At 62.3% G+C, this 21,075-nt stretch carries 24 protein-coding genes; 3 read left to right on the top strand and 21 right to left on the bottom strand.

What is annotated here, in order from left to right:
* Positions 1-77: 77 nt before the first annotated feature.
* Positions 78-1,472 carry a diguanylate cyclase domain-containing protein gene (locus AC2FMM_RS03055; protein ID WP_496795760.1) on the top strand — a complete coding sequence of 465 codons (1,395 nt, stop codon included), beginning with the start codon at positions 78-80 and terminating at the stop codon, positions 1,470-1,472.
* A gap of 5 nt (positions 1,473-1,477) precedes the next feature.
* Here AC2FMM_RS03055 and AC2FMM_RS03050 read toward each other — a convergent pair whose 3' ends face one another.
* From AC2FMM_RS03050 to AC2FMM_RS03035, 4 genes are read right to left on the bottom strand one after another with little or no spacing between them, the layout of a single operon-like run.
* Positions 1,478-1,951, bottom strand: coding sequence for a periplasmic heavy metal sensor (locus tag AC2FMM_RS03050; protein WP_496795759.1), 474 nt, complete (start codon positions 1,949-1,951; stop codon positions 1,478-1,480).
* Complete coding sequence (locus AC2FMM_RS03045) at positions 1,948-2,307, bottom strand: hypothetical protein (protein WP_496795758.1); 360 nt, start codon at positions 2,305-2,307, stop codon at positions 1,948-1,950. The genes AC2FMM_RS03050 and AC2FMM_RS03045 overlap by 4 nt, the downstream gene beginning before the upstream one ends.
* Positions 2,291-2,908: an RNA polymerase sigma factor gene (locus AC2FMM_RS03040; protein WP_496795757.1), complete on the bottom strand. Its 618-nt coding sequence runs from the start codon at positions 2,906-2,908 to the stop codon at positions 2,291-2,293. Before AC2FMM_RS03040 ends, AC2FMM_RS03045 begins: the two co-directional genes overlap by 17 nt.
* A 6-nt stretch (positions 2,909-2,914) precedes the next feature.
* A complete protein-coding gene (locus AC2FMM_RS03035) occupies positions 2,915-3,382 on the bottom strand; it encodes an EF-hand domain-containing protein (protein ID WP_496795756.1) in 468 nt (155 codons plus the stop codon).
* A 219-nt stretch (positions 3,383-3,601) separates the two neighbouring features.
* Here AC2FMM_RS03035 and AC2FMM_RS03030 point away from each other — a divergent pair, with 219 nt between their 5' ends.
* The gene (locus tag AC2FMM_RS03030; protein WP_496686141.1) at positions 3,602-4,000 is read left to right on the top strand and encodes a DUF983 domain-containing protein; all 399 of its coding nucleotides are present in this window, start codon (positions 3,602-3,604) and stop codon (positions 3,998-4,000) included.
* Between the two features lie 24 nt (positions 4,001-4,024).
* The gene (locus AC2FMM_RS03025; RefSeq protein WP_496686140.1) at positions 4,025-4,726 is read left to right on the top strand and encodes an NUDIX hydrolase; all 702 of its coding nucleotides are present in this window, start codon (positions 4,025-4,027) and stop codon (positions 4,724-4,726) included.
* Positions 4,727-4,733: 7 nt separating this feature from the next.
* Here AC2FMM_RS03025 and AC2FMM_RS03020 read toward each other — a convergent pair whose 3' ends face one another.
* The 17 genes from AC2FMM_RS03020 to AC2FMM_RS02940 all read right to left on the bottom strand — a co-directional run bounded on the left by AC2FMM_RS03020 (position 4,734) and on the right by AC2FMM_RS02940 (position 21,048).
* Positions 4,734-6,401, bottom strand: a complete 1,668-nt coding sequence (locus AC2FMM_RS03020; protein WP_496795755.1) for a ribonuclease J — start codon at positions 6,399-6,401, stop codon at positions 4,734-4,736.
* Positions 6,398-7,177 (bottom strand): type III pantothenate kinase, encoded by a 780-nt coding sequence (locus AC2FMM_RS03015; RefSeq protein ID WP_496686135.1) that lies wholly within the window; start codon positions 7,175-7,177, stop codon positions 6,398-6,400. Before AC2FMM_RS03015 ends, AC2FMM_RS03020 begins: the two co-directional genes overlap by 4 nt.
* Positions 7,178-7,188: 11 nt before the next feature.
* Complete coding sequence (locus tag AC2FMM_RS03010; RefSeq protein WP_496795754.1) at positions 7,189-7,938, bottom strand: biotin--[acetyl-CoA-carboxylase] ligase; 750 nt, start codon at positions 7,936-7,938, stop codon at positions 7,189-7,191.
* Between the two features lie 54 nt (positions 7,939-7,992).
* Positions 7,993-9,435, bottom strand: a complete 1,443-nt coding sequence (gene nuoN / locus AC2FMM_RS03005; RefSeq protein ID WP_496686131.1) for an NADH-quinone oxidoreductase subunit NuoN — start codon at positions 9,433-9,435, stop codon at positions 7,993-7,995.
* 15 nt (positions 9,436-9,450) lie between these two features.
* Positions 9,451-10,992, bottom strand: coding sequence for an NADH-quinone oxidoreductase subunit M (locus AC2FMM_RS03000; RefSeq protein WP_496682807.1), 1,542 nt, complete (start codon positions 10,990-10,992; stop codon positions 9,451-9,453).
* A complete protein-coding gene (gene nuoL / locus AC2FMM_RS02995) occupies positions 10,992-13,118 on the bottom strand; it encodes an NADH-quinone oxidoreductase subunit L (RefSeq protein ID WP_496794535.1) in 2,127 nt (708 codons plus the stop codon). The genes AC2FMM_RS03000 and nuoL overlap by 1 nt, the downstream gene beginning before the upstream one ends.
* 6 nt (positions 13,119-13,124) lie before the next feature.
* Positions 13,125-13,430 (bottom strand): NADH-quinone oxidoreductase subunit NuoK, encoded by a 306-nt coding sequence (gene nuoK, locus AC2FMM_RS02990; RefSeq protein WP_171096971.1) that lies wholly within the window; start codon positions 13,428-13,430, stop codon positions 13,125-13,127.
* A 4-nt stretch (positions 13,431-13,434) separates the two neighbouring features.
* On the bottom strand, positions 13,435-14,037 hold the full coding sequence (locus AC2FMM_RS02985) for an NADH-quinone oxidoreductase subunit J (RefSeq protein ID WP_496682814.1): 603 nt from the start codon (positions 14,035-14,037) through the stop codon (positions 13,435-13,437).
* Positions 14,034-14,456 carry a carboxymuconolactone decarboxylase family protein gene (locus AC2FMM_RS02980; RefSeq protein WP_496713560.1) on the bottom strand — a complete coding sequence of 141 codons (423 nt, stop codon included), beginning with the start codon at positions 14,454-14,456 and terminating at the stop codon, positions 14,034-14,036. The genes AC2FMM_RS02985 and AC2FMM_RS02980 overlap by 4 nt, the downstream gene beginning before the upstream one ends.
* Complete coding sequence (nuoI, locus tag AC2FMM_RS02975) at positions 14,453-14,947, bottom strand: NADH-quinone oxidoreductase subunit NuoI (RefSeq protein ID WP_496795753.1); 495 nt, start codon at positions 14,945-14,947, stop codon at positions 14,453-14,455. The genes AC2FMM_RS02980 and nuoI overlap by 4 nt, the downstream gene beginning before the upstream one ends.
* Positions 14,948-14,949: 2 nt before the next feature.
* Positions 14,950-15,987 (bottom strand): NADH-quinone oxidoreductase subunit NuoH, encoded by a 1,038-nt coding sequence (gene nuoH / locus AC2FMM_RS02970; RefSeq protein ID WP_496686123.1) that lies wholly within the window; start codon positions 15,985-15,987, stop codon positions 14,950-14,952.
* Between the two features lie 237 nt (positions 15,988-16,224).
* On the bottom strand, positions 16,225-18,210 hold the full coding sequence (gene nuoG / locus AC2FMM_RS02965; RefSeq protein ID WP_496795752.1) for an NADH-quinone oxidoreductase subunit NuoG: 1,986 nt from the start codon (positions 18,208-18,210) through the stop codon (positions 16,225-16,227).
* 3 nt (positions 18,211-18,213) lie between these two features.
* Positions 18,214-18,720 (bottom strand): DUF5333 domain-containing protein, encoded by a 507-nt coding sequence (locus tag AC2FMM_RS02960; protein WP_496678944.1) that lies wholly within the window; start codon positions 18,718-18,720, stop codon positions 18,214-18,216.
* Positions 18,717-19,094: a hypothetical protein gene (locus AC2FMM_RS02955; protein WP_496713554.1), complete on the bottom strand. Its 378-nt coding sequence runs from the start codon at positions 19,092-19,094 to the stop codon at positions 18,717-18,719. The genes AC2FMM_RS02960 and AC2FMM_RS02955 overlap by 4 nt, the downstream gene beginning before the upstream one ends.
* Positions 19,094-19,510 (bottom strand): MAPEG family protein, encoded by a 417-nt coding sequence (locus AC2FMM_RS02950; protein WP_496678940.1) that lies wholly within the window; start codon positions 19,508-19,510, stop codon positions 19,094-19,096. Before AC2FMM_RS02950 ends, AC2FMM_RS02955 begins: the two co-directional genes overlap by 1 nt.
* 5 nt (positions 19,511-19,515) lie before the next feature.
* Positions 19,516-20,814 (bottom strand): NADH-quinone oxidoreductase subunit NuoF, encoded by a 1,299-nt coding sequence (gene nuoF, locus AC2FMM_RS02945; protein ID WP_496678939.1) that lies wholly within the window; start codon positions 20,812-20,814, stop codon positions 19,516-19,518.
* Positions 20,815-20,820: 6 nt separating this feature from the next.
* On the bottom strand, positions 20,821-21,048 hold the full coding sequence (locus AC2FMM_RS02940) for a DUF5337 domain-containing protein (protein ID WP_496678937.1): 228 nt from the start codon (positions 21,046-21,048) through the stop codon (positions 20,821-20,823).
* Between the last annotated feature and the right edge of the window lie 27 nt (positions 21,049-21,075).

Genomic DNA, 21,075 nt, shown 5'->3' with positions numbered 1-21,075 from the left:
AACGGCGGCAGTTGGAAAGGGTTTGTTAACCAGAGTCATAAACACTTTGGCAACACATTCAACCAACGGTGAAAGCCATGTCCGTGCAGGGAACCATCCTGGTTCTTGATGGGGTCTCGACCAATCGCATCATGCTAAAGGTGCAGCTGACGGCTGCCTGGTATCAGGTGGCGCAGGGCAACAAGCTGGCTGGCCTGCCCGCCTTGGTGCGGCGTGTACAGCCCGATCTGGTTCTGACGGCGATGACATTGGCGGACGGCACCGCATCGGAGGTGAAGAAACTGGTCCAGTGCGATCCACAGCTTCGTGATGTTCCCGTCGTCGCGATCGCGCAGCAGAATGACAAGACCGCCCGGTTGCGCGCCCTTTCGGACGGGCTCGACGACGTTCTGCCGTATCCCTTCAAGGACACATATCTATTGGCGCGGGTCCGCAGCCTGCTGCGTGCACGCGCCGAAACGCAGGACCTGCGCGGCAGGAATGACGTGCAATCCATCGGCTTTTCCGAGGCGCCCGACCCGTTTGTCGCGCGTACCCGCACCGACCGGATCGCCGTTCTGGCTCGCTCGGCTTCACGGGGTGCGATATGGCGCCGCGCGCTGGCTGAGCTATCCGGTCAGACGATCTCGGCCCACACCATTCCCAACCTGCGCGGCTTGCTGTCGGGTTCGATCCCGGACGCCATCGTCGTGGACCTGGATCGCGACGCTCAGGGCTTGAACCTTCTGACCGACCTCAAGTCACGCAACGGTACCCGCAAGACCGCGGTGATCGGCGTCATCGCGGATGACAACGCGGCTCTTGCCGCCGACGCGCTGGACCGGGGCGCCGACGCGATCTGCATGGGCGGGTTCTGCGCGCACGAGGTTTCGCTGCGGATCGGCGCGCTGATCGCGCGAAAAGCGCAGGACGATCACATGCGGGCGGCGCTTCGGCGCGGGTTGGAAGACTCTCTGATCGACCCTCTGACTGGGCTGAACAACCGCCGGTTCGCACTGTCTGCTCTGGCGCGGATCATGGCGCGATCCAGGGAAACCGGCCGGAGCTATGCGATCATGCTTGCCGACCTGGATCATTTCAAATCGATCAATGATCGGTTCGGCCATGCTGCCGGCGATCAGATTTTGATCGAGGCCGCGAAGCGTATGAAGCGCAGCCTGGGCGCGGGCGCCTTTTTGGCCCGGATCGGCGGCGAAGAGTTTCTGATCGGGATGCCCGACACTACCGAGGCCGAGGCCAAAAGAAAAGCGGACGAGATCTGCACCCGCATTTCTGCCACGCCTTTTGTCCTGCCTGATGTGCCCACGCGGCTGACCGTTACAGTCAGCGTCGGCCTGAAACTGTGCGACCCACACACCAATCCGATTGCTGAGGGTCCCGGCGCAGCGCTCAGTCTGATCAAGTGCGCCGATCAAGCCCTCTACGCCGCCAAACGGTCTGGTCGCAACCAAGTGAGCCTGAGCGCCGCCTGACGGGGCTAGTGTTCGCGACCGGGCTTGCGCGAGCGTCGATCCTTGACCACCTGTTCGAGACGATCGGCATAGGCCTTCCGCTCGGCGTCGGTCATTTTCGTCACACGCGACAGCCATTTTTTCTGTAAGTTCGACTGGATCAGGACAGTTGTGGCCGCCTGCTCTTTCAGAACGTTCTCGACCAAGACCGGATCGAAAGGAACTGCGCGCAGGGCTTCGCCCAGCTCGGCAAAATCCTGGGCGCGTTGCCTGGCCCCGCGCCTGTGCTCATCGAACAATTCATCTCGCAAGGCTTTTCGGTCAGTTTCGGGAAGAGCCCGGAACAGAGCCGGCCCGAACCCTGGGGGGACATCGACATGATCGCCACGGAACCGCAGGACGGCGCCCAGCAACACACCGGCAACCAACAGGTTCAGACCCAACGAGGCCACCAGAAGAATGGTCATCCAGCGGCGCGGTTGCTTGACGGTTTCGGTCATTCCAATTCCTCCAGAAAGGTGGGTTCCAACCCCATATTCGCCACCAAGTAGGATGTGTCCTGCGATACGAAGTAGCTTGCCGGATCAGGCAGGTACGAGGGCGCGGCAAACCCCACCCAGACCCCTGCGACGCTTGCAGCAATCAGCCCGCCCAGACCCTGCCACCCGCCCAGCCCGTCGTACAGGCTGCGGATCAGACCACGGTCTGCGGGCACGGCCGGTCGCGACCGTTCAAGACGTACCGCCTCGGCATCGGTCAGGATGCGAACGGCCAGATCGTCCGGCAATTCAGGGCTGCTCCGCCGCGCCTCGGCGAACAGCAGGTCCAGATCCGTGCCCTCATCTGAAGTCGTCATATCCCAACTCCTCTCGTCGACCCGACAGGATTGCTGTCAGCGTCCGTTTTCCCCGCGCCACCAGGCTTTCCACCGCTTCGACCGAGATTCGCATGATCTGGGCAATCTCGGGGTTCGACAATTCTTCGATATGCCTCAGAATCACTGCCTGACGCTGGCGTTCCGGCAATTGCGCCAAGGCCCCGTTCAGGGCGTCCAACCGGGCCTTCTGCTGCATCCGTTCGACAGCGCCCGCGCTGTCATCCTGAGGTTCAGGGGTACCGTCGAGCGCGTCCGCCGACTTTCTGCGACGCAGGTCGATGCACAGGTTCAGGGTCACCCGGTACAGCCAGGTTGAAACCCTTGCCTGCCCCGGCACCCAATCCGGCGCGACCTTCCAAAGGCGCATCATCGCCTCTTGGGTCACGTCTTCGGCCTCGGCGCGGTTGTTCAACATGCGCAAGGCCACCGAGAAACAGCGCGGCCCCAGCCGATCGGTAAGCACCCGCGCCGCCGCCGCGTCGCCATCGGCGAACAACCTCAGCAACCGCTCGTCGCTCAGGTCTTCCGCGGCGACCCGGTCGCCGCGGAACTTTTGCGCTAAGGAGGTCAGATCCTCCATCCCACATCACTTGTTGTCTGCGCCCGGGCGACCACCTTTCCTGTGTGGTCGTCCCATACGGTGCTGCGCATCCGCGAACTCCTCTTCGGACAGCGAGCCGTTCCCGTCCGCGTCAATCCGGTCGAACATCTTGTCAGCCCGGCGCGGCTTGGGCAACTCATCCTCGGTCAAAAAGCCGTCCTTGTCGGCATCATGACGCGCGAACATGTCCGTCACGCGCGCGTTGGCTTTGGCCTGTGCCGCGGCCTGCATTTCCTCGACGCTCAGCTTGCCATCCCCATCTGCATCCATCGTGGTGAACTTTTGCGTGCGATGTTCTTCCATCTCGGCCTTGGTCACCTGGCCGTCACCGTTCGCGTCCAGGTCCTGGAAACTGATGGGGGCATGATCCCGCGGACCTTTCGCCAGAGCCGATGTCCCGGTGATCGCAACCGCAGACAGAACGATGGCAGAGATGAATTTTGCGCTTTTCATTGCTCGGTTCCCTTATGTTGCCGCGGCCCTGTGCCGCTGCTTACATCTGTTCAAACGCCGCGCCGTGGGGTTTCCGTCGCGCTGACGAAAATTTTTTGTCGAAAAATTCGGATTGCGGGGTCATATATTCGGAAATGGCACGCGCAAAGCGACGCACCCCCCTTTCCGGGCGGCCCAAACAAGCGCAATATTCATCCAAATCCGAGCGCGAGTATCAAGATGACAGACCAAACTGTGGAAATCATGGCCCATGACGATCGGCCAACTTGGCCGGCCTTGGTAAAGGGGTTCCGTTGCAAATGTCCAAATTGCGGCAAAGGGCAGCTGTTGCACAGCTATCTGAAGGTGAATGACACCTGCAACGAGTGCGGTCAGGACCTGTTCCACCACCGGGCGGATGACGGCCCGGCCTATCTGACGATCCTGATCGTCGGCCACCTGCTGGCCCCGGCGTTGCACGTGTCCTATGTCCACTTCCGGCCGGACCCGCTGACCATGGCGCTGATGTTCTCGGTGGGCTGTGTGGCGTTGTCCTTGTATCTGCTGCCGCGACTCAAGGGCGCAGTCGTCGGGTTTCAATGGGCTCGGCGGATGCACGGGTTCGGCGACTCGAAATGATTTGGCCGCGGGCTTGATCCGAACATGACCGTAGACAAATCTGCCATTCGCGACGCAGCAACCGTGATCGTGCTGCGCGATCGCCATGAAAAGCCGGCGATCCTGATGGGCCAGCGCGGCGCAGCCGCGGCCTTCATGCCGAACAAGTTCGTGTTTCCCGGCGGCGCGGTCGACCCCGAGGATGCCCGTGTGCCGCTGGCCGCGCCCCTGCCAAATATCTGCCACCAACGCCTTGCCGATCAGGCCCCCAACGGCCTGCAGACAGCATTGGCAGCAGCCGCGATCCGCGAGTTGTGGGAAGAAACCGGCCTGATCCTGGGGGTTCCCGGGCAGTGGCCCGGACCTGCCCCGCAGGACTGGATCAGCTTCGCTGAGCGCGGGTTCCTGCCTTCGGCGCAGCCCTTGCAGTTCGTGTTCCGGGCAGTCACGCCACCGGGCCGGCCGCGCCGGTTCGACGCGCGGTTCTTCTTGGTGGATGCCGACGCCATCGCCAACGACCCGGACGACTTCAGCCAAGCCTCTGACGAGCTGTCGCACCTGCAGTGGATCCCGCTGGATCAGGCCCGCGATTTCGACCTGCCCTTCATCACCGAGGTGGTGCTGGCCGAGGTCGAAGCACGGGTCACCGACCCGGCCCCGCCAGCTTCGGTGCCCTTCTTCCTCAACAACGAGGAAGCCAGCCTGTTCCAGCGTCTCAAAGGCCGCCCGATGCCCGAAACGGGCTGAGGCCAGATCACTTCATCCGGCTGATCACCACAGTCACTTCGGGCTTCTTGCCGATCTCGATCTGGGCGCTTTGGCGCACGATGCGGCGCATGGCCTCTTCCAGCTTGTCGTCGTCGCGCAGCGTCTTGACGTCGGCCCGCATCAAGAACTGATTCAGGTCCTCTTCCAGCACCTCGACCAGCCCGGCACGCGACGCGCCGGTTTCCGGCAGGCCCATCGTATCGCACCAGGGCTCGCCCAGGGGCTCGTCGTCTTCGTCCAGGATGACGGTCACGATCACATGCCCGTTCAGCGCCATGCGGATGCGGTCGCGCACCACACCGTCCAGTGCCCCGATCTTGACCGATCCGTCCAGATATGTGCGCCCGGTTTCGACATAGTCGACCACCTGCGGCGCGTTCCCCGACAGGTCCAGCATGGTGCCGTTGACGGCCAGCACACCGGCCCGTCCACCGGCCTCGGCCAGCTTGGCATGCTCGCGCAGGTGCCGGTGTTCGCCATGCATCGGGATGACCACCTGCGGGTCGATCAGCGCATGCACCCGTTCCAGATCCGGGCGGTTGGCGTGGCCGGATACATGATACAGCCCGTTGCTGTCATCGACGACGTCCACGCCTTTCTCGCTCAGCTGGTTCATGATGCGGATCACGCCACGTTCGTTGCCCGGAATGGTCTTGGACGAGAACAGGAACAGGTCGCCCTCTTTCAGTTCGATCCCCCGGTATTTTCCACGCGCCAGCTGTGCGCTGGCCGCACGGCGTTCCCCCTGGCTGCCGGTGACGATCAGCATCAAGTTCTGGCGCGGCAGGTCCAACGCCTCTTCGGCGCTGACCACGCGCGGGAAATCGGTCAGAATCCCGGTTTCGGTGGCCGCTTCGATCATCCGCCGCATGGCCCGACCCAGCAGCACGACCGACCGCCCGGCCCGGTGGCCGGCCTCGGCGAGAGTTTTCACCCGCGCCACGTTCGAGGCGAAGGTTGTTGCCACGACCATCCCGCTGGCCTGCTCGACCAATTGAGTGATGGCGGGCCCGACCTCGGATTCCGACCGGCCGGGATGGGGCGAGAACACGTTCGTGCTGTCGCAGACCAGCGCCTTGACGCCGGGTTTTGCCACCTCGCCCCACAGGGCCTCGTCAAAGGGCTCGCCGACCACGGGGTTCGTGTCCAGTTTGAAGTCACCCGAATGTACGATGCGACCGGCGGGCGTGTCGATCACCAGCGCGGCGCTTTCGGGGATCGAGTGCGACACCGGCAGGAACCCCACGGTGAAAGGCCCGGCTTTGACCTGCTCGGGCCAGGCCGAAACGGTGCGCACCGCATCCTCGGGGTGGCCGGCCTCTTCCATCTTCTTGCGGGCGATGTTGGCGGTGAACGCCCGCGCATGGATCGGCGCACCCAGCATTTCATGGCACAGCGCCCCGGCGCCGACATGGTCTTCGTGTGCGTGGGTGATGAAAATCGCCTCGAGCCGGTCGGCGCGTTCTTTCAGCCACGAGATGTCGGCATAGATCAGGTCGACGCCCGGCGTGGTGTCCATGTCGGGGAAGGTCACGCCCAGATCAACCAGGATCAACCGTTCCTCGCCGGGCGCGCCATATCCGTAGACATAGGCGTTCATGCCGATTTCACCCGCGCCGCCCAGCGGCAAATAGATCAGTCGTTCACTGCTCATGCCGAGCCATTTTCCTTGTTGTAGCGATGGATCACGGTTAGACCGTGCATCGTCAGATCATCTTCAATTGCGTCAAAACCCACATCGGCCTGATCGAACAGCGGGGCTAGGCCGCCGGTTCCGACAACCTTCATCGGCATGCCGTATTCGGCCTTGATACGGGCGATCAGGCCTTCGATCAGGCCGGAATATCCCCAATACACCCCCGACTGGATACAGCCAACCGTATTCGTACCGATCACCTTGTCGGGCCGCGACACATCGATATGCGGCAGCGCGGCAGCGCCTTGGTGTAGCGCCTCGAGGCTGAGGTTCACCCCCGGCGCGATCACGCCGCCGACATAGGCGCCATCAGCCGCGACCACGTCAAAATTGGTGGCGGTGCCAAAATCCACCACCACGACGTTGCCGCCATGACGGTCGAAGGCACCCGCGGCATTGGCCAGCCGGTCCGGGCCGGGAATCGTGCCTTCATCAATCCGCGGCGGAACCGGCAGCAGGCAATCGGGCTTGCCCACGACCAACGGCCGGCATCCAAAGAACCGGTCGGCAAAGACGCGCAGGTTGAACACCACCCGCGGCACGGTCGAGGCGATGATGACATCGGTAATGTCGGCCTCGATCCCGTAATGTTTCACCAGGGTGGAATACCAGGTGAAATAGGCATCGGCCGTGCGCGCATGGTGGGTCGAGGTGCGCAAGGTGCACAGGAATTTCTCGCCATCCCAGATCGAGAACACGGTGTTGGTATTGCCGCAATCAATGGCCAGAAGCATCTGCGCCCCTTTCAGAAATAGACGTCTGCCGCCGGAATGCTGACCCGGCCCTTGGCGGTGTTTAGGACAAGGTTGCCGCCCGCGTCCACTGTTTCAAAGGTTCCGACGGTCTCGGACGTGGCGGTACGGGCCGTGATGACCTCGCCCAGCTTTGCGGCACGAGACAGCCAGGCCGTGCGGATGGGCTCGAATCCATAGGTACTGAACTGCGCCTCATATCGGGCATAGGCGGCGGCCAGTTCCGTCAGGAAATCCTCGGGCAGGACCTGAGCGCCGGTTTCCGACAGCAGCGAGACCGGTCGCAGTGCGCCGGGCTCGACGGTGTCGGGCGCAGGAGCGTCAGCCAGGTTCACCCCGATGCCGATCGCCAGATGCGACACGCCGCGCCCCTGCCCCGTGCTTTCCAACAGAATGCCCGCCAGTTTGCCGCCGTTCAGCAGCACGTCATTGGGCCATTTCAGCGACATCCCCGCCGCCCGCCCGGTCACCGAGACCACAGCATCGAACAGCGCAAGCGCCGCAACAAAGCTGCGCAGCGCCGCCTGTTCCGGGTTGCCTTCGGGGCGCATCAGCAAGGTTGCGGCCAAATTCCCCTTGGGGTTGGCCCAGACCCGGCCGCGCCGCCCCCGCGCGGCCGCCTGGTGATGCGCCATGATCCAGACCGGCCCGGTTGCGGTGGGCGCGATACGGGCGGCCTCGTTCAAGGTGCTGTCGACCTCCTGCACGACGTGCAGGCCATATCCCTTGGGCCAGTCACTCATCGCAAAAAGGCCCGGTCCTGCGACCGAGCCCCTCTGTTTCGTACGGACAGCAGATCAGTTGACAAGCGTTGCCGCGGCGGCGGTGGCCGCGCCCTCGATCCCGAACTGATAGAATACGCCGATCAACATCAGCGCCGCCGACCCCATCAGCGCCGCCCATAGAACGGGCGACGACCGAGTGTCGATCGGGTCTTCGTTCTCGTCCCCGAAATACATGTAGAACACGATCCGTAGATAATAGAACGCACCGATGACTGACGAGATGGCCGAAACGATGACCAACCCGATCAGGTCGGCATCGACACCGGCCTGCCAGACGCCCAGCTTGGCAAAGAAACCCAGCATCGGCGGCACACCCGCCAGGCTGAACATCAGGATCAGAACGGCGAGCGCCTTGCCCGGGTCACGCTTAGAAAACTGGCGCAGAGCGTCGATGTCGGTCACGGGCTTGCCGTCGCGCTCCATCATCAGGATGAAGGCGAAGGTGCCGATGTTCATGGTCACGTAGATCGCCAGATACATCAGCATCGCCTTGATCCCCAGCGCCGTGCCCGCCGCCAGACCGATCAGCGCATAGCCCATATGTGCAATCGACGAATAGGCCATCAGCCGCTTGATGTCGCGCTGACCGATGGCCGCGATGGCGCCCAACAGCATCGACAGGACCGACAGCAGGACGATCACCTGCTGCCAGTCGGCGACCGCGCCGCCAAAGGCGTCATGCAGCACCCGCGCGAACAGACCCATGGCCGCAACCTTGGGCGCAGTGGCGAAAAACGCCGTGACCGGCGTGGGCGAGCCTTCGTAGACATCCGGCGTCCACATATGGAACGGCACGGCCGACACCTTGAACGCCAGCCCCGAGATCAGCAGAACCAGCCCGATCAGCAGGCCGACCGAGACCTCGCCATGATGCACCGTAGACACGATCCCCGAAAACAGCGTGGTCCCGGAGAAGCCATAGACCAGCGACGCCCCGAACAGCAGCAGGCCCGAACTGAGCGCGCCCAGCACGAAATATTTCAGGCCCGCCTCGGTCGATTTGGCGCTGTCGCGGCGCAGCGCGGCCACGACATACAGCGAGAGAGACTGCAGCTCGAGCCCCATGTATAGCGACATCAGATCGCCCGCGCTGACCATCATCATCATGCCGACCGCTGCCAGCGCCACCAGCAGGGGATATTCGAACCGCAGCATATTGCGGCGCGCCATATAGTCCTGGCTCATGACCAGAACCGCGGCCGCCGACAACAGGATGGCAACCTTGGCAAAGCGCGAGAACCCGTCATCGACGAACATTCCGTTGAAGGCTACGTTCGTGCCCTCACCGTTTGCCGCGATCCAGAAGGCCAGCACGGCCATCAGTCCCGCCGTGGCCCAGATCAGCACGGGGGCCAGCGCGTCTTTCGAGGTGTAGACCGCCCCGATCAGCGCCACCATCGCATAGATCGCCAGAATGATTTCCGGCAGGATTACAATCAGATCAGCCTGGATCATGTCTCCAAAGCTCCCTTAGTGCGAGGCGACCTGGGTCGCGGCCTCGGCCGCGGCCAGAGCCGTGTCATAGTTCGAAATCAGCGCGGCGGTCGAATTGCCGATCACGTCCGTGACCAGTGACGGGTAGACCCCCAGCAGAATGGTCATGACGATCAGCGGCGCAAAGATCAGGCGTTCGCGTGTGCTCATGTCGGTGATCGACTTGAGGCTTTCCTTGATCAGGTCGCCAAAGACCACGCGGCGATACAGCCACAGCGCATAAGCTGCCGAGAAGATCACACCGCTGGCCGCCACTGCTGTCACCCAGGTGTTGACCTGGAAAGTGCCCATCAGCGTCAGGAATTCGCCGATGAACCCACTGGTGCCCGGCAGGCCCACATTTGCCATGGTGAACAGCATGAACACCAGCGCATAGGCCGGCATGCGGATCACTAGGCCGCCATAGGCCTCGATGTCGCGGGTGTGCATCCGGTCGTAGATCACGCCGACGCAAAGGAACAGCGCGGCCGAAATGAACCCGTGGCTGAGCATCTGGAAGATCGCCCCGTCGATGCCCTGCTGGTTGGCGGCGAAGATGCCCATGGTCACAAAACCCATATGCGCGACCGAGGAATAGGCGATCAGCTTTTTCATGTCCTCCTGCACCAGCGCCACCAACGAGGTGTAGACCACGGCGATGGCCGACAGCCACAGGACCAGATCGGTCATCACGGCCGAGCCGACGGGGAACATAGGCAAGCTGAAGCGCAGGAAGCCATAGCCACCCATCTTCAGCAGGATCGCCGCCAGCACGACCGAGCCCGCCGTCGGCGCCTGAACGTGGGCGTCAGGCAGCCAGGTGTGCACGGGCCACATCGGCATCTTCACCGCGAAGGACGCGAAGAACGCGAGGAACAGCAAGGTCTGCATGCCGCCGACGATGTGGACGCCCAGCACGCTGAAGCTCTCGGACGAGAACTGGTGCGTCATCAGCGCGGCAATGTCGGTGGTGCCAGCGTCGGCATACATCGCCACCATCGCCACCAGCATCAGAACCGAGCCGAGGAAGGTATAGAGGAAGAACTTGAAGCTGGCATAGATCCGGTCCTTGCCGCCCCAAATCCCGATGATCAGGAACATCGGGATCAGCCCGGCCTCAAAGAACAGGTAGAACAGCACCAGGTCCAGAGCCATGAATACGCCCAGCATCAGCGTTTCCAGCAGCAGGAAGGCAATCATGTATTCCTTGACCCGGTCGGTCACGTTCCAGCTGGCCAGGATGGTCAGCGGCATGATGAAGGTGGTCAGCAGCACGAACAGTACGCTGATGCCATCCACGCCCATCTTGTATTTCAGGCCCATCAGCCATTCGCCCTCTTCCACCATTTGAAAGCCAGTGTTCGAGGGGTCGAACTCGGTATAGATACCGATCGAGACCAGAAAGGTGACCGTGGTTGCTACCAGCGCGATCCACTTGGCATTGCTTTGAGCTGCCGCATCCTTCCCGTGCAGGAACAGCGCCATCAGACCGGCGGAAATGGCCGGAATGAATGTGACAATGGATAGGATATTGTCCATCAGTGTGCGCCTCCGCCGATCGACATCCAGGTGACCAGGGCTGCGATGCCCAGAACCATCCAGAAGGCGTAAGTGAAGATGTAGCCCGTCTGCGCCTTGCCTGCGAGGCGGGTGAAGAAGGGAACGACGCCCATTGCTACTCCGTTCAGGAAACCGTCGATCACCTTGCCGTCACCGCCCTTCCACAGGAACCGGCCCAGGGCCACGGTCGGTTTGACAAGGATCGCGTCGTAAATTTCGTCAAAGTACCACTTGTTCTTGAGGAACAGGTACAGCGGACGCTGGTTCTCGGCCAGGCGGCTCGGCAGCGCCGGGTTCACGATGTAGAACAGGTAGGCCAGTCCAAAGCCCAGAACCATTGCGATGAACGGCGAGATCTTGACCCATTTCGGCGCAGCATGCGCGTCGTCCAAAACATGGTTGTCCGGCGCGATGTACAGCGCGCCCTCGCCCGGTTTGCCAACAAAAGCATAGTGGTGGTCGCCGCCCTTGGCCTTGTCACCGTGCGCAGCTTCGTCGTCATGAGATTCTGTGGCATGCGTGTCGTCGCCATGATCATCGGCCTTGGAATGATCACCGGCCTCGGCATGCGCCTCGGCAACCGGAATGCCATAGAACTTGCCCACCTGATCGGCGTGACCGAAGAAGTTGTTGTACCAGATCATGCCCGCGAACACGGCGCCCAGCGACAGAACACCCAGCGGCACCAACATGACCATCGGGCTTTCATGCGCGTGCTCATGCGTGTGCTTGTCGCCCCGCTCCTCGCCATAGAAGGTCAGGAAGATCAGGCGCCAGCTATAGAACGAGGTCATCGCGGCGGCGATCACCAGCGCCCAGAAGCCAAAGGCCGACCCGCCGGCATAGGCGCTTTCGATGATTGCGTCCTTGGACAGGAAGCCGGCAAAGCCGATCGTGGTCAGCGGGATGCCGACGCCTGTGATGGCCAGCGTGCCGATCATCATCGCCCAGAAGGTATAGGGGATTTTCTTGCGCAGGTTGCCATAGTTCATCATGTCCTGTTCGTGATGCATGGCGTGGATCACCGAGCCCGCACCAAGGAACAAGAGCGCCTTGAAGAAGGCATGCGTGAACAGGTGGAACATCGCCGCCGAATACATGCCCACGCCCGCGGCCACGAACATGTAGCCCAGCTGCGAACAGGTTGAATAGGCGATCACGCGCTTGATGTCGGTCTGCACCAGACCCACGGTCGCGGCAAAGAACGCGGTCGAGGCCCCCAGCACAGTGACGAACCCGGTCGCACCCGGCGCGAACTCCATCAGCGGCGACATACGGCAAACCAGGAACACACCGGCCGTCACCATGGTGGCGGCGTGGATCAGCGCCGACACGGGCGTCGGGCCCTCCATCGCGTCCGGCAACCAGGTGTGCAGGATCAACTGCGCAGATTTGCCCATCGCACCGATGAACAGCAGCACGCAGACGACCTCGACCGCAGACCATTCGCCCCACAGGAAAGTCAGCTGCGTTTCCGCCAGCTGGGGTGCGGCAGCAAAGATATCCGAGAAGTTGATGCTGTCGGTCAGGAAGAACAGCGCAAAAATCCCCAGCGCAAAGCCGAAGTCGCCCACACGGTTGACGATGAACGCTTTCATCGCCGCCGCATTGGCCGAAGGTTTGCGGTAGTAGAAACCGATCAGCAGGTAGGATGCGACGCCCACGCCTTCCCAGCCAAAGAACATCTGCACCAGGTTGTCCGCCGTTACCAGCATCAGCATGGCGAAGGTGAAGAAGGACAGATAGGCAAAGAAGCGCGGCTTATAGCTTTCGCCCTCGCGCCACTGCGGGTCGTGATCCATGTAGCCGAACGAATAAAGGTGCACGAGCGCCGACACCGTAGTGACCACGATCAGCATAATGGCGGTCAGCCGGTCCAGACGAATGGCCCACGAGGTCGACAGCGAGCCGCTTTCGATCCAGCGCATGATCTCGATCTGCTGGGTCTGTCCATCAAAGCTGAAGAAGACGATCCACGACAGCAGACAGGCCAGGAACAACAGGCCCGTGGCCGTCCACAGCGCGGCCTTTTCGCCGATGAATTTCCAGCCAAAGCCGCAGATCAGCGCGCCCACGAGCGGGGCAAAGAGGATTGTGGTTTCCATGATCCCTTACCCCTTCATCATGTTGACATCTTCAACCGCAATAGTGCCGCGGTTGCGGAAGAAGCAGACCAGAATAGCCAGCCCGATCGCCGCCTCGGCCGCGGCCACGGTCAACACAAACAGCGTGAACACCTGCCCGACCAAATCGCCGAGAAAGCTGGAAAACGCCACGAGGTTGATATTTACCGCCAGCAGCATCAATTCGATGCTCATAAGCAGGATGATGACGTTCTTGCGGTTTAGAAAGAGACCGAAGATGCCGATGACGAACAGCGTCGTCGCGACGGTAAGATAGTGCTCAAGTCCGATCATGGTCTCAAAGTCCCTGCCCCGGTTTCACGTCCTTCAACTCCAGCGCCTTGGCCGGGTCGCGCATCATCTGGGCGATGATGTCCTGCCGCTTGATGTCCTGGCGGTGGCGCAGCGTCAGTACAATGGCACCGATCATGGCCACCAACAGGATCAGGCCCGCCAGTTGGAACAGAAGGAAGTATTGATCGTAAAGGATGACACCCAGCGCTTCGGTGTTGTGGCGATCCGCCGGGATCGGCTGGGCCAGGTTGGCCGCCGCGCCCTGTGCGCTGTCCCAGGCGCCAAAGGCCATGACGAACTGCATCAGGATGACCAGACCGATCAGCAGGGCCAAAGGCATGTAGCGCGCCATCTCGGCCTTGAGCTCGGCAAAGTCCACGTCCAGCATCATCACCACGAACAGGAACAGCACCGCCACCGCGCCGACATAGACGATGATCAGCAGCATGGCGACGAATTCCGCCCCCAGCAGCACGAACAGCCCCGCAGACGACAGGAAGGCCAAAATCAGCCACAGCACCGAATGCACCGGTTGCCGGCTGATCACGGTGAACAGCCCGCCGGTGATGGCGCTGATGGCAAAGAGGTAAAAGGCAAATACGCTCATTGGTCATCATCCTCGTTTTCGCCCATGGCCTCCTGCGCCAGTTCCAGCGCCCGGGTCATGGCCGGGATGCCGGCAAAGACCGACATTTGACCGATCGTTTCCACGATCTCTTGTTTCTTGGCCCCTGCCTCGATGGCATGGCGCACCGTTTGGCGCACGGCCGTATCGGCCTGCGCGCCCTGACAGGTCAGCCCCGCCAGCGTCAGCAACAGGCGGGTCTTGGCATCCAATCCGCCCGGATTGACGGTGTTGCCGAACATCATCTCCATGACCTCTTTGGGCATGGTCGGCCACAGCGCCTCGAAGCCGCGCATCGCGTCGACGGGCGAATAGCTCTCGAGCGCCGGGTTGAACGCCTTGGCCATGTCATGTGCCTGTTTCAGCATCTGCTCGAATGGGTTCTTGACCGGATCACTCATCTGTACGGCGCGTCCAGTTCCAGGTTGCGGGCGATCTCGGCTTCCCAGCGGTCGCCGTTCTCTAGCAGTTTCTGCTTGTCATAGAACAGCTCTTCGCGGGTCTCGGTGGCGAATTCGAAATTCGGCCCTTCGACGATCGCATCGACCGGGCAGGCCTCCTGGCAGAAGCCGCAATAGATGCACTTGGTCATATCGATGTCATAACGCGTGGTGCGGCGGCTGCCGTCTTCGCGCGGTTCGGCGTCGATGGTGATGGCTTGGGCCGGGCAGATCGCCTCACACAGCTTGCAGGCGATACAGCGTTCCTCGCCGTTCGGATAACGACGCAGAGCATGTTCGCCCCGGAACCGGGGCGACAGCGGGCCCTTTTCATGCGGATAGTTCACCGTGGCCTTGGGGGCGAAGAAATACTTCACCCCCAGCTTGAAACCCTGCCAGAAGTCCTGAAGCAGGAAATACTTGGCCGCACGGGTATAGTCGATCTGGGTCATTGTCAGCCTCCTACGCTCCAGCGGGCAAACGCGCCCCAGAACCAATCGAATTTTGCAGCAAAAGCCACGAAGACCACCCAAACCAAACTGAACGGCAAGAAAACTTTCCAGCCCAGCCGCATCAGCTGGTCATAGCGGTAGCGCGGCGTGATCGCCTTGACCATCGCGAACAGGAAGAAGAAGAACGCCATCTTGGCGACCATCCACAGCACGCCATCCGGCAGGCCAGGGATAGGCGACAGCCAGCCGCCGAAGAACAGCAGCGAAGTCAGCGCGCACATCAGGAAGATGGCGATGTATTCGCCCGCCATGAACAGCAGGAAGGGCGTGGCCGAATATTCCACCTGGTAGCCGGCAACCAGTTCCGATTCCGCCTCGGGCAGGTCAAACGGCGGGCGGTTGGTTTCGGCCAGCGCCGAGATGAAGAACAGGAACACCATCGGGAAATGCGGCAGCCAGTACCAGCTGAAGAACCCGAACGCGCCGTCCTGCGCCCGCACGATGTCGCCAAAATTCATCGAGCCGGTCGAGATGATCACCCCGATGATGATCAGGCCGATCGAAACCTCGTAGGAAATCATCTGCGCGGCCGAGCGCAGGCTCCCGAGGAACGGGTATTTCGAGTTCGACGCCCAGCCCCCCATGATCACGCCGTAAACCTCGAGCGAGGATACGGCGAACACGTACAAGATGGCCACGTTGATATCCGACAGCACCCAGCCATCGTTGAACGGAATGACCGCCCAAGCGATCATGGCCAGCACGAAGGATGTCAGAGGCGCCAGGATAAACACCGTCCGGTCAGCCCCGGCGGGGATTACCACCTCTTTCACCACGTATTTCAGCGCATCAGCCACCGATTGCAGCAGACCATACGCGCCCACGACGTTGGGGCCGCGACGCATCTGGACCGCCGCCCAGATCTTGCGGTCGCCATAGACCAGGAACAGCAGCGAGATCATCACGAAGGCGACGACGGCCAGCACCTGTGCCAGTATGATCAGGGCTATTCCGCCCGGGGTGTCAAAGAATTCAGCCATTGGTCCTCACACCGTGGGTATTCCGTTTGCCGCCGTGGCCGCCAAGCCCAGCCCGACGGCCAGAGACTCGCACCGCAAGCGGTTGGTTTGGCGTGTCGGTGTAAACAGCATCCGCCGCCCGTACGCCACCTTTTTTCTTCCTTTTCAACGGTCGCGCACACGACGCGGCCGCCGCCCCGTCATACGAGCCGGCGGGCAACGGCGCGCCGTTGTGCTGCCGTATGAACGCCGCCAGACTCATTCCGCCGCGATCTTCTGGTTGCCGCGTGCCTTGGCCAGCGCCGAAAGCTCTGCCATCAGCTGCGACGCCCGCGCGATCGGGTTGGTCAGATAGAAATCCTTGATCACTGTTCGGAAGGTCGCCTGCCCCAACGGCCCGGGCTCGAGCGGCTGCACTTCGTTCTCGGGCAGTTGGTCGATCTGCGCCAGATGCGGCACCGCCGCGACCAGCGCCGTGCGCAGCTGCGCCAGCGAGTCGTAGGGCAGCGCCTGCCCCAGCTCGGCCGAAAGCGCCCGCAGGATCGCCCAGTTCTCCTTGGCCTCGCCCGGGGCGAACCCGGCGCGCATCGCCAATTGCGGGCGGCCTTCGGTGTTCACGAACAGCCCGTTTTCCTCAGTATAGGCGGCTCCGGGCAGGATGATGTCGGCGCGGTGGGCACCGCGGTCACCGTGGCTGCCCTGATAGATCACGAAGGGGCCGTCCTCGATCTCGATTTCGTCGGCCCCGAGGTTGTAGATCACCTCGGCCCCATCGATCGCTGCCTCGATTCCTCCTTCGGTGACGGCGCCAACATCCATCGCACCAACCCGCGCCGCAGCCGTGTGCAGCACGAACAGGCGGCCCGACAAGGCCTGGGCCGCAGCCATAACGGCCAGGCCGTCGGCCTCGGTCACGGCGCCCTGCCCGACGATCACGATGGCATCCTTGCCTGCCTTTGCCTTGGCCAGAGCCGCGCGGTCCTCACCCAAATGGTCATAGTCATAGGTCAGATCCACCGCCGGACCGATCACCTTGACCGTGGCCCCGGCCAGCCACGCCTTGCGGATGCGCGCGTTCAGCACCGGGGCTTCGTGCCGCGGGTTGGTGCCGATCAGGATGATCTCTTTCGCGGTATCGATCTCTTCGATCGCCACATTTCCGACATAGCCCGAGCGGTTGCCGATGGGCAGGCGGGCATTGTCGGTTCGGCACTCGACCTTACCACCCAGCCCTTCGATCATCTGCTTCAGGGCAAAGGCGGCCTCGACCGGAACCAGGTCGCCGACAAGGCCGGCCACGGTCTTGCCCTTCATCGCGTCCGCCGCGGCCGCAAGCGCCTCGGTCCAGCTGGCCGGGCGCAAAAGGCCGTTCTCGCGGATATAGGGCGTGTCCAGCCGCTGGCGGCGCAGCCCGTCCCAGACAAAGCGTGTCTTGTCGGAAATCCACTCTTCGTTCACGCCGTCATGGTTGCGTGGCAGAATGCGCATCACGACGCGGCCCTTGGTGTCAACCCGGATGTTCGAGCCCAGAGCATCCATCACGTCGATTGATTCGGTCTTGGTCAGCTCCCACGGACGGGCGGTGAACGCATAAGGCTTCGACGTCAGCGCGCCCACCGGACACAGGTCGATGATGTTGCCCTGAAGGTTCGAGTCCAACGTCTGGTTCAGATAGGTCGTAATCTCGGCGTCTTCGCCCCGACCGGTCTGCCCCATCTGATCGACCCCCGCCACCTCGGTGGTGAAGCGGACGCAACGGGTGCAGCTGATGCAGCGGGTCATGGCGGTGCCCACCAGCGGCCCAAGATCCAGATCGTCCACCGCGCGCTTGGCCTCGCGAAACCGGCTGGCCGAGATGCCATAGGCCATCGCCTGATCCTGCAGATCGCATTCACCGCCCTGGTCGCAGATCGGGCAATCCAGCGGGTGGTTGATCAGCAGAAACTCCATCACGCCTTCGCGGGCCTTCTTGACCATGGGCGAGTTGGTCTTGACTACCGGCGGCTGGCCTTCCGGCCCCGGGCGCAGATCGCGCACCTGCATGGCGCACGAGGCGGCGGGCTTGGGCGGGCCGCCCACGACCTCGACAAGGCACATGCGGCAGTTGCCTGCGATCGACAGGCGCTCGTGATAGCAGAAACGCGGCACTTCGATCCCGGCCTGTTCACAGGCCTGGATCAGGGTCATTGCACCATCGACTTCGATTTCCTTGTCGTCGATCACGATCTTGCGGAGGTCAGACATGGTCTAGTTCGCCCTCAAATACACGCCAATGGCGCTGTTTCTTTCGATTTCCCTGCGCCCCAGCGCACAGAAAGTTTCGGTGTCGGCATAGCTTACGCCGTTCTGAGCCAGGTATGCCTCGCCCTTGGCGCGCATCCGCGCCTTTTCTGCATCCGATTCCACATAGGCCCGGATCTCGGCATCCGAATATCCCAGCTGGTTCGCTTTGGATCGCAGCCCCCACATCACGCCTATCGCCTTCAGACGACGCCCGCTGATTGTCGGGCAGATTTCTGAAATCTCGTTGGCGATGGCGATGTAGTAGAGCGAGTCGTCGATCTCTTTAACTTCGCGCAAGGGCGGTTTGGCTCCGGCCACGGCAGGCAGCGCGACGACGCAGGCAACGGCGGCAAGTTTCGCAGCTTTCATGACATATCCTTTCGTCTTGGGTTCCCCAAGACGACACTTCCCTCGACCGCTATGCAATAACGCGCGGCCTGCCGGAACCTGATATGACATGGCATGGGTCATGGCCGCTGACACTTCCCGGCAAAAGTCAGGCTATCATTGTCGATCCGCAGAGTCTGCGGCTCGGCATCCGGTCCGATTTTCCAGGCGATGCGAGAAGACCCGAAATTCTGCACACAGAACCGCGTGGCCTCATAGCGCCCCGCTTCGCGCGCGCCGTCCAACGAAGCCGACACGCCCTTGACCGTCACGGTGAAATCGGCCGGCGACCTTTTCTTGTCGACCGCCTTCGCCTTGGCGCGAAATGCCTGCCCATCGAACAGCACGCGATCCTCGGCCTTGCCACCGCAGGCCGAAAGCACCGCCAGAACCGCCAAAACACCGGTCAACGGAGCAATGGCCCAACCACGGGCAAGAATAGGGATCAGCCTTGCCATCAGATCGCCGCCACCAAAGCCATGACGCCCAGCACAGCCATGCATGCCCAGGCCACAACGTACAGAACGCTTCGCAGGCCGCTGTGCGGTTTGCCAATGCCGCGGATATGAACCACCAGCATCACCAGACGCGCCACCAAGGCGATCGAGGCCAGCCAGTTCACCCAGACCGGGCTGACCCCCAGCAGCATGGCCGCCAGAGTCACGGTCAGGAACGCGGGCAGAGTTTCGGTTCCGTTAAGATAGGCGCGGTTCAGACGATAGGCACTGTCGGCATAGTTCTGTTCCGGCGTCGCCCCTGGCGCCAGGCCCTTGCCCTGCTTGGCCAGCGCCGAGAACGGCGCCAGCAGCAGGACCACCAGCGTAAAGATCACCAGCGCGGCAATCGCGTGCGAGTATTCGGAATATACTTCCATCGGATCTACTCCGCCGCCATCGCACCCATACGGCCCGATTTGCGGGCCTTGATGCGGTCTTCGATTTCTTCGCGGAAGTTGCGGATCAGGCCCTGGATCGGCCATGCGGCCGCGTCCCCCAGTGCACAGATCGTGTGGCCTTCGACCTGCTTGGTCACCTCGAACAGCATGTCGATCTCTTCCAGCTCGGCCTCGCCGCGGACAAGGCGATCCATCACACGCATCATCCAGCCCGTGCCTTCGCGGCAGGGCGTGCACTGGCCGCAGCTTTCGTGCTTGTAGAATTTCGATAGGCGCCAGATCGCCTTGATGATGTCGGTGGACTTGTCCATCACGATCACAGCCGCCGTTCCAAGCCCCGAGCCCAGATCGTTGCGCAGATAGTCGAAATCCATGATCGCATCGCGCATGTTCTCGCCGCGCACGCAAGGCACGGACGAGCCACCGGGGATCACGGCCAACAGGTTGTCCCACCCACCGCGGATGCCGCCGCAATGGGTCTCGATCAATTCTTCGAAGCTGATCGACATCGCCTCTTCGACCACGCAGGGGTTGTTGACGTGACCCGAGATCGCAAAAAGCTTGGTGCCCGCGTTGTTCTGGCGGCCGAAACCGGCGAACCAGTCGGCACCGCGGCGCAGGATCGTGGGCACGACGGCAATGGATTCCACGTTGTTCACCGTGGTCGGGCAGCCATACAGACCCGCCCCCGCCGGGAACGGCGGCTTCATGCGCGGCATGCCCTTCTTGCCTTCGAGGCTTTCCAGCAGCGCGGTTTCCTCGCCGCAGATATAGGCGCCGGCGCCGTGGTGCAGGAACAGGTCGAAATCCCAGCCCGAGCCGGCGGCGTTCTTGCCCAGCAGGCCGGCATCATAGGCCTCGTCGATGGCGGCCTGCAGCGCCTCGCGCTCGCGGATGTACTCGCCCCGGATGTAGATGTAGCAGGTATGCGCGTTCATCGCGAACGACGCGATCAGGCAGCCTTCGATCAGCGTGTGCGGATCGTGGCGCATGATCTCGCGGTCCTTGCAGGTGCCCGGTTCGGATTCGTCAGCGTTCACAACAAGGTAAGACGGACGGCCATCGCTTTCTTTTGGCATGAACGACCATTTCAGACCGGTCGGAAAGCCCGCGCCGCCACGCCCGCGCAATCCCGAATCCTTCATCGTCTGGATGATCCAGTCGCGCCCTTTAGCGATCAGGTCAGCGGTGCCGTCCCAATGCCCGCGGGCCTGGGCGCCCTTCAGCGTGCGCTCGTGCATCCCGTAGATGTTGGTAAAGATCCGGTCCTGATCCTTCAGCATCGCGTGTTACCTTTGGCTGTCCTGACGCATGCGCCAGAGTTGAAAAATGTTGACGCCTGCATAGATGAAGGCCGCGATCGCGGCGAAATCAAACAGCAGCGCATAGCGTCCCGGCAGTTCCAGCGCCGGGCCGATGAACAGGGTCACGGCAAGCCACATCAGCATGGTCACTGCGATGACCACGCCGATATGTCGGCCCTTGCGGGCGATGGCCTGTTCCTTGTCCTTGTCCATCACACTCCGATGCCCGTATCGGGCACC

Source organism: Ruegeria sp. BHSC043 (assembly GCF_059612985.1).
Note: the sequence above shows the minus strand (reverse complement) of the source record. Positions and strands in the feature narration are given on the sequence as shown.

Coding starts and splice junctions, on each gene's coding strand:
- nuoK (WP_171096971.1), bottom strand. CDS start 13,430: ATGATCGGACTTGAGCACTATCTTACCGTCGCGACGACGCTGTTCGTC.
- AC2FMM_RS03000 (WP_496682807.1), bottom strand. CDS start 10,992: ATGGACAATATCCTATCCATTGTCACATTCATTCCGGCCATTTCCGCC.
- AC2FMM_RS02940 (WP_496678937.1), bottom strand. CDS start 21,048: ATGGACAAGGACAAGGAACAGGCCATCGCCCGCAAGGGCCGACATATC.
- AC2FMM_RS03035 (WP_496795756.1), bottom strand. CDS start 3,382: ATGAAAAGCGCAAAATTCATCTCTGCCATCGTTCTGTCTGCGGTTGCG.
- nuoN (WP_496686131.1), bottom strand. CDS start 9,435: ATGATCCAGGCTGATCTGATTGTAATCCTGCCGGAAATCATTCTGGCG.
- AC2FMM_RS02950 (WP_496678940.1), bottom strand. CDS start 19,510: ATGGAAGTATATTCCGAATACTCGCACGCGATTGCCGCGCTGGTGATC.
- AC2FMM_RS03015 (WP_496686135.1), bottom strand. CDS start 7,177: ATGCTTCTGGCCATTGATTGCGGCAATACCAACACCGTGTTCTCGATC.
- nuoL (WP_496794535.1), bottom strand. CDS start 13,118: ATGGAAACCACAATCCTCTTTGCCCCGCTCGTGGGCGCGCTGATCTGC.
- nuoG (WP_496795752.1), bottom strand. CDS start 18,210: ATGTCTGACCTCCGCAAGATCGTGATCGACGACAAGGAAATCGAAGTC.
- AC2FMM_RS03020 (WP_496795755.1), bottom strand. CDS start 6,401: ATGAGCAGTGAACGACTGATCTATTTGCCGCTGGGCGGCGCGGGTGAA.
- AC2FMM_RS03045 (WP_496795758.1), bottom strand. CDS start 2,307: ATGACGACTTCAGATGAGGGCACGGATCTGGACCTGCTGTTCGCCGAG.
- AC2FMM_RS03050 (WP_496795759.1), bottom strand. CDS start 1,951: ATGACCGAAACCGTCAAGCAACCGCGCCGCTGGATGACCATTCTTCTG.
- AC2FMM_RS02960 (WP_496678944.1), bottom strand. CDS start 18,720: ATGACCCATGCCATGTCATATCAGGTTCCGGCAGGCCGCGCGTTATTG.
- nuoI (WP_496795753.1), bottom strand. CDS start 14,947: ATGACCCAGATCGACTATACCCGTGCGGCCAAGTATTTCCTGCTTCAG.
- AC2FMM_RS03025 (WP_496686140.1), top strand. CDS start 4,025: ATGACCGTAGACAAATCTGCCATTCGCGACGCAGCAACCGTGATCGTG.
- AC2FMM_RS03010 (WP_496795754.1), bottom strand. CDS start 7,938: ATGAGTGACTGGCCCAAGGGATATGGCCTGCACGTCGTGCAGGAGGTC.
- AC2FMM_RS02980 (WP_496713560.1), bottom strand. CDS start 14,456: ATGAGTGATCCGGTCAAGAACCCATTCGAGCAGATGCTGAAACAGGCA.
- nuoF (WP_496678939.1), bottom strand. CDS start 20,814: ATGCTGAAGGATCAGGACCGGATCTTTACCAACATCTACGGGATGCAC.
- AC2FMM_RS02985 (WP_496682814.1), bottom strand. CDS start 14,037: ATGAGCGTATTTGCCTTTTACCTCTTTGCCATCAGCGCCATCACCGGC.
- AC2FMM_RS03055 (WP_496795760.1), top strand. CDS start 78: ATGTCCGTGCAGGGAACCATCCTGGTTCTTGATGGGGTCTCGACCAAT.
- nuoH (WP_496686123.1), bottom strand. CDS start 15,987: ATGGCTGAATTCTTTGACACCCCGGGCGGAATAGCCCTGATCATACTG.
- AC2FMM_RS02955 (WP_496713554.1), bottom strand. CDS start 19,094: ATGGCAAGGCTGATCCCTATTCTTGCCCGTGGTTGGGCCATTGCTCCG.
- AC2FMM_RS03040 (WP_496795757.1), bottom strand. CDS start 2,908: ATGGAGGATCTGACCTCCTTAGCGCAAAAGTTCCGCGGCGACCGGGTC.
- AC2FMM_RS03030 (WP_496686141.1), top strand. CDS start 3,602: ATGACAGACCAAACTGTGGAAATCATGGCCCATGACGATCGGCCAACT.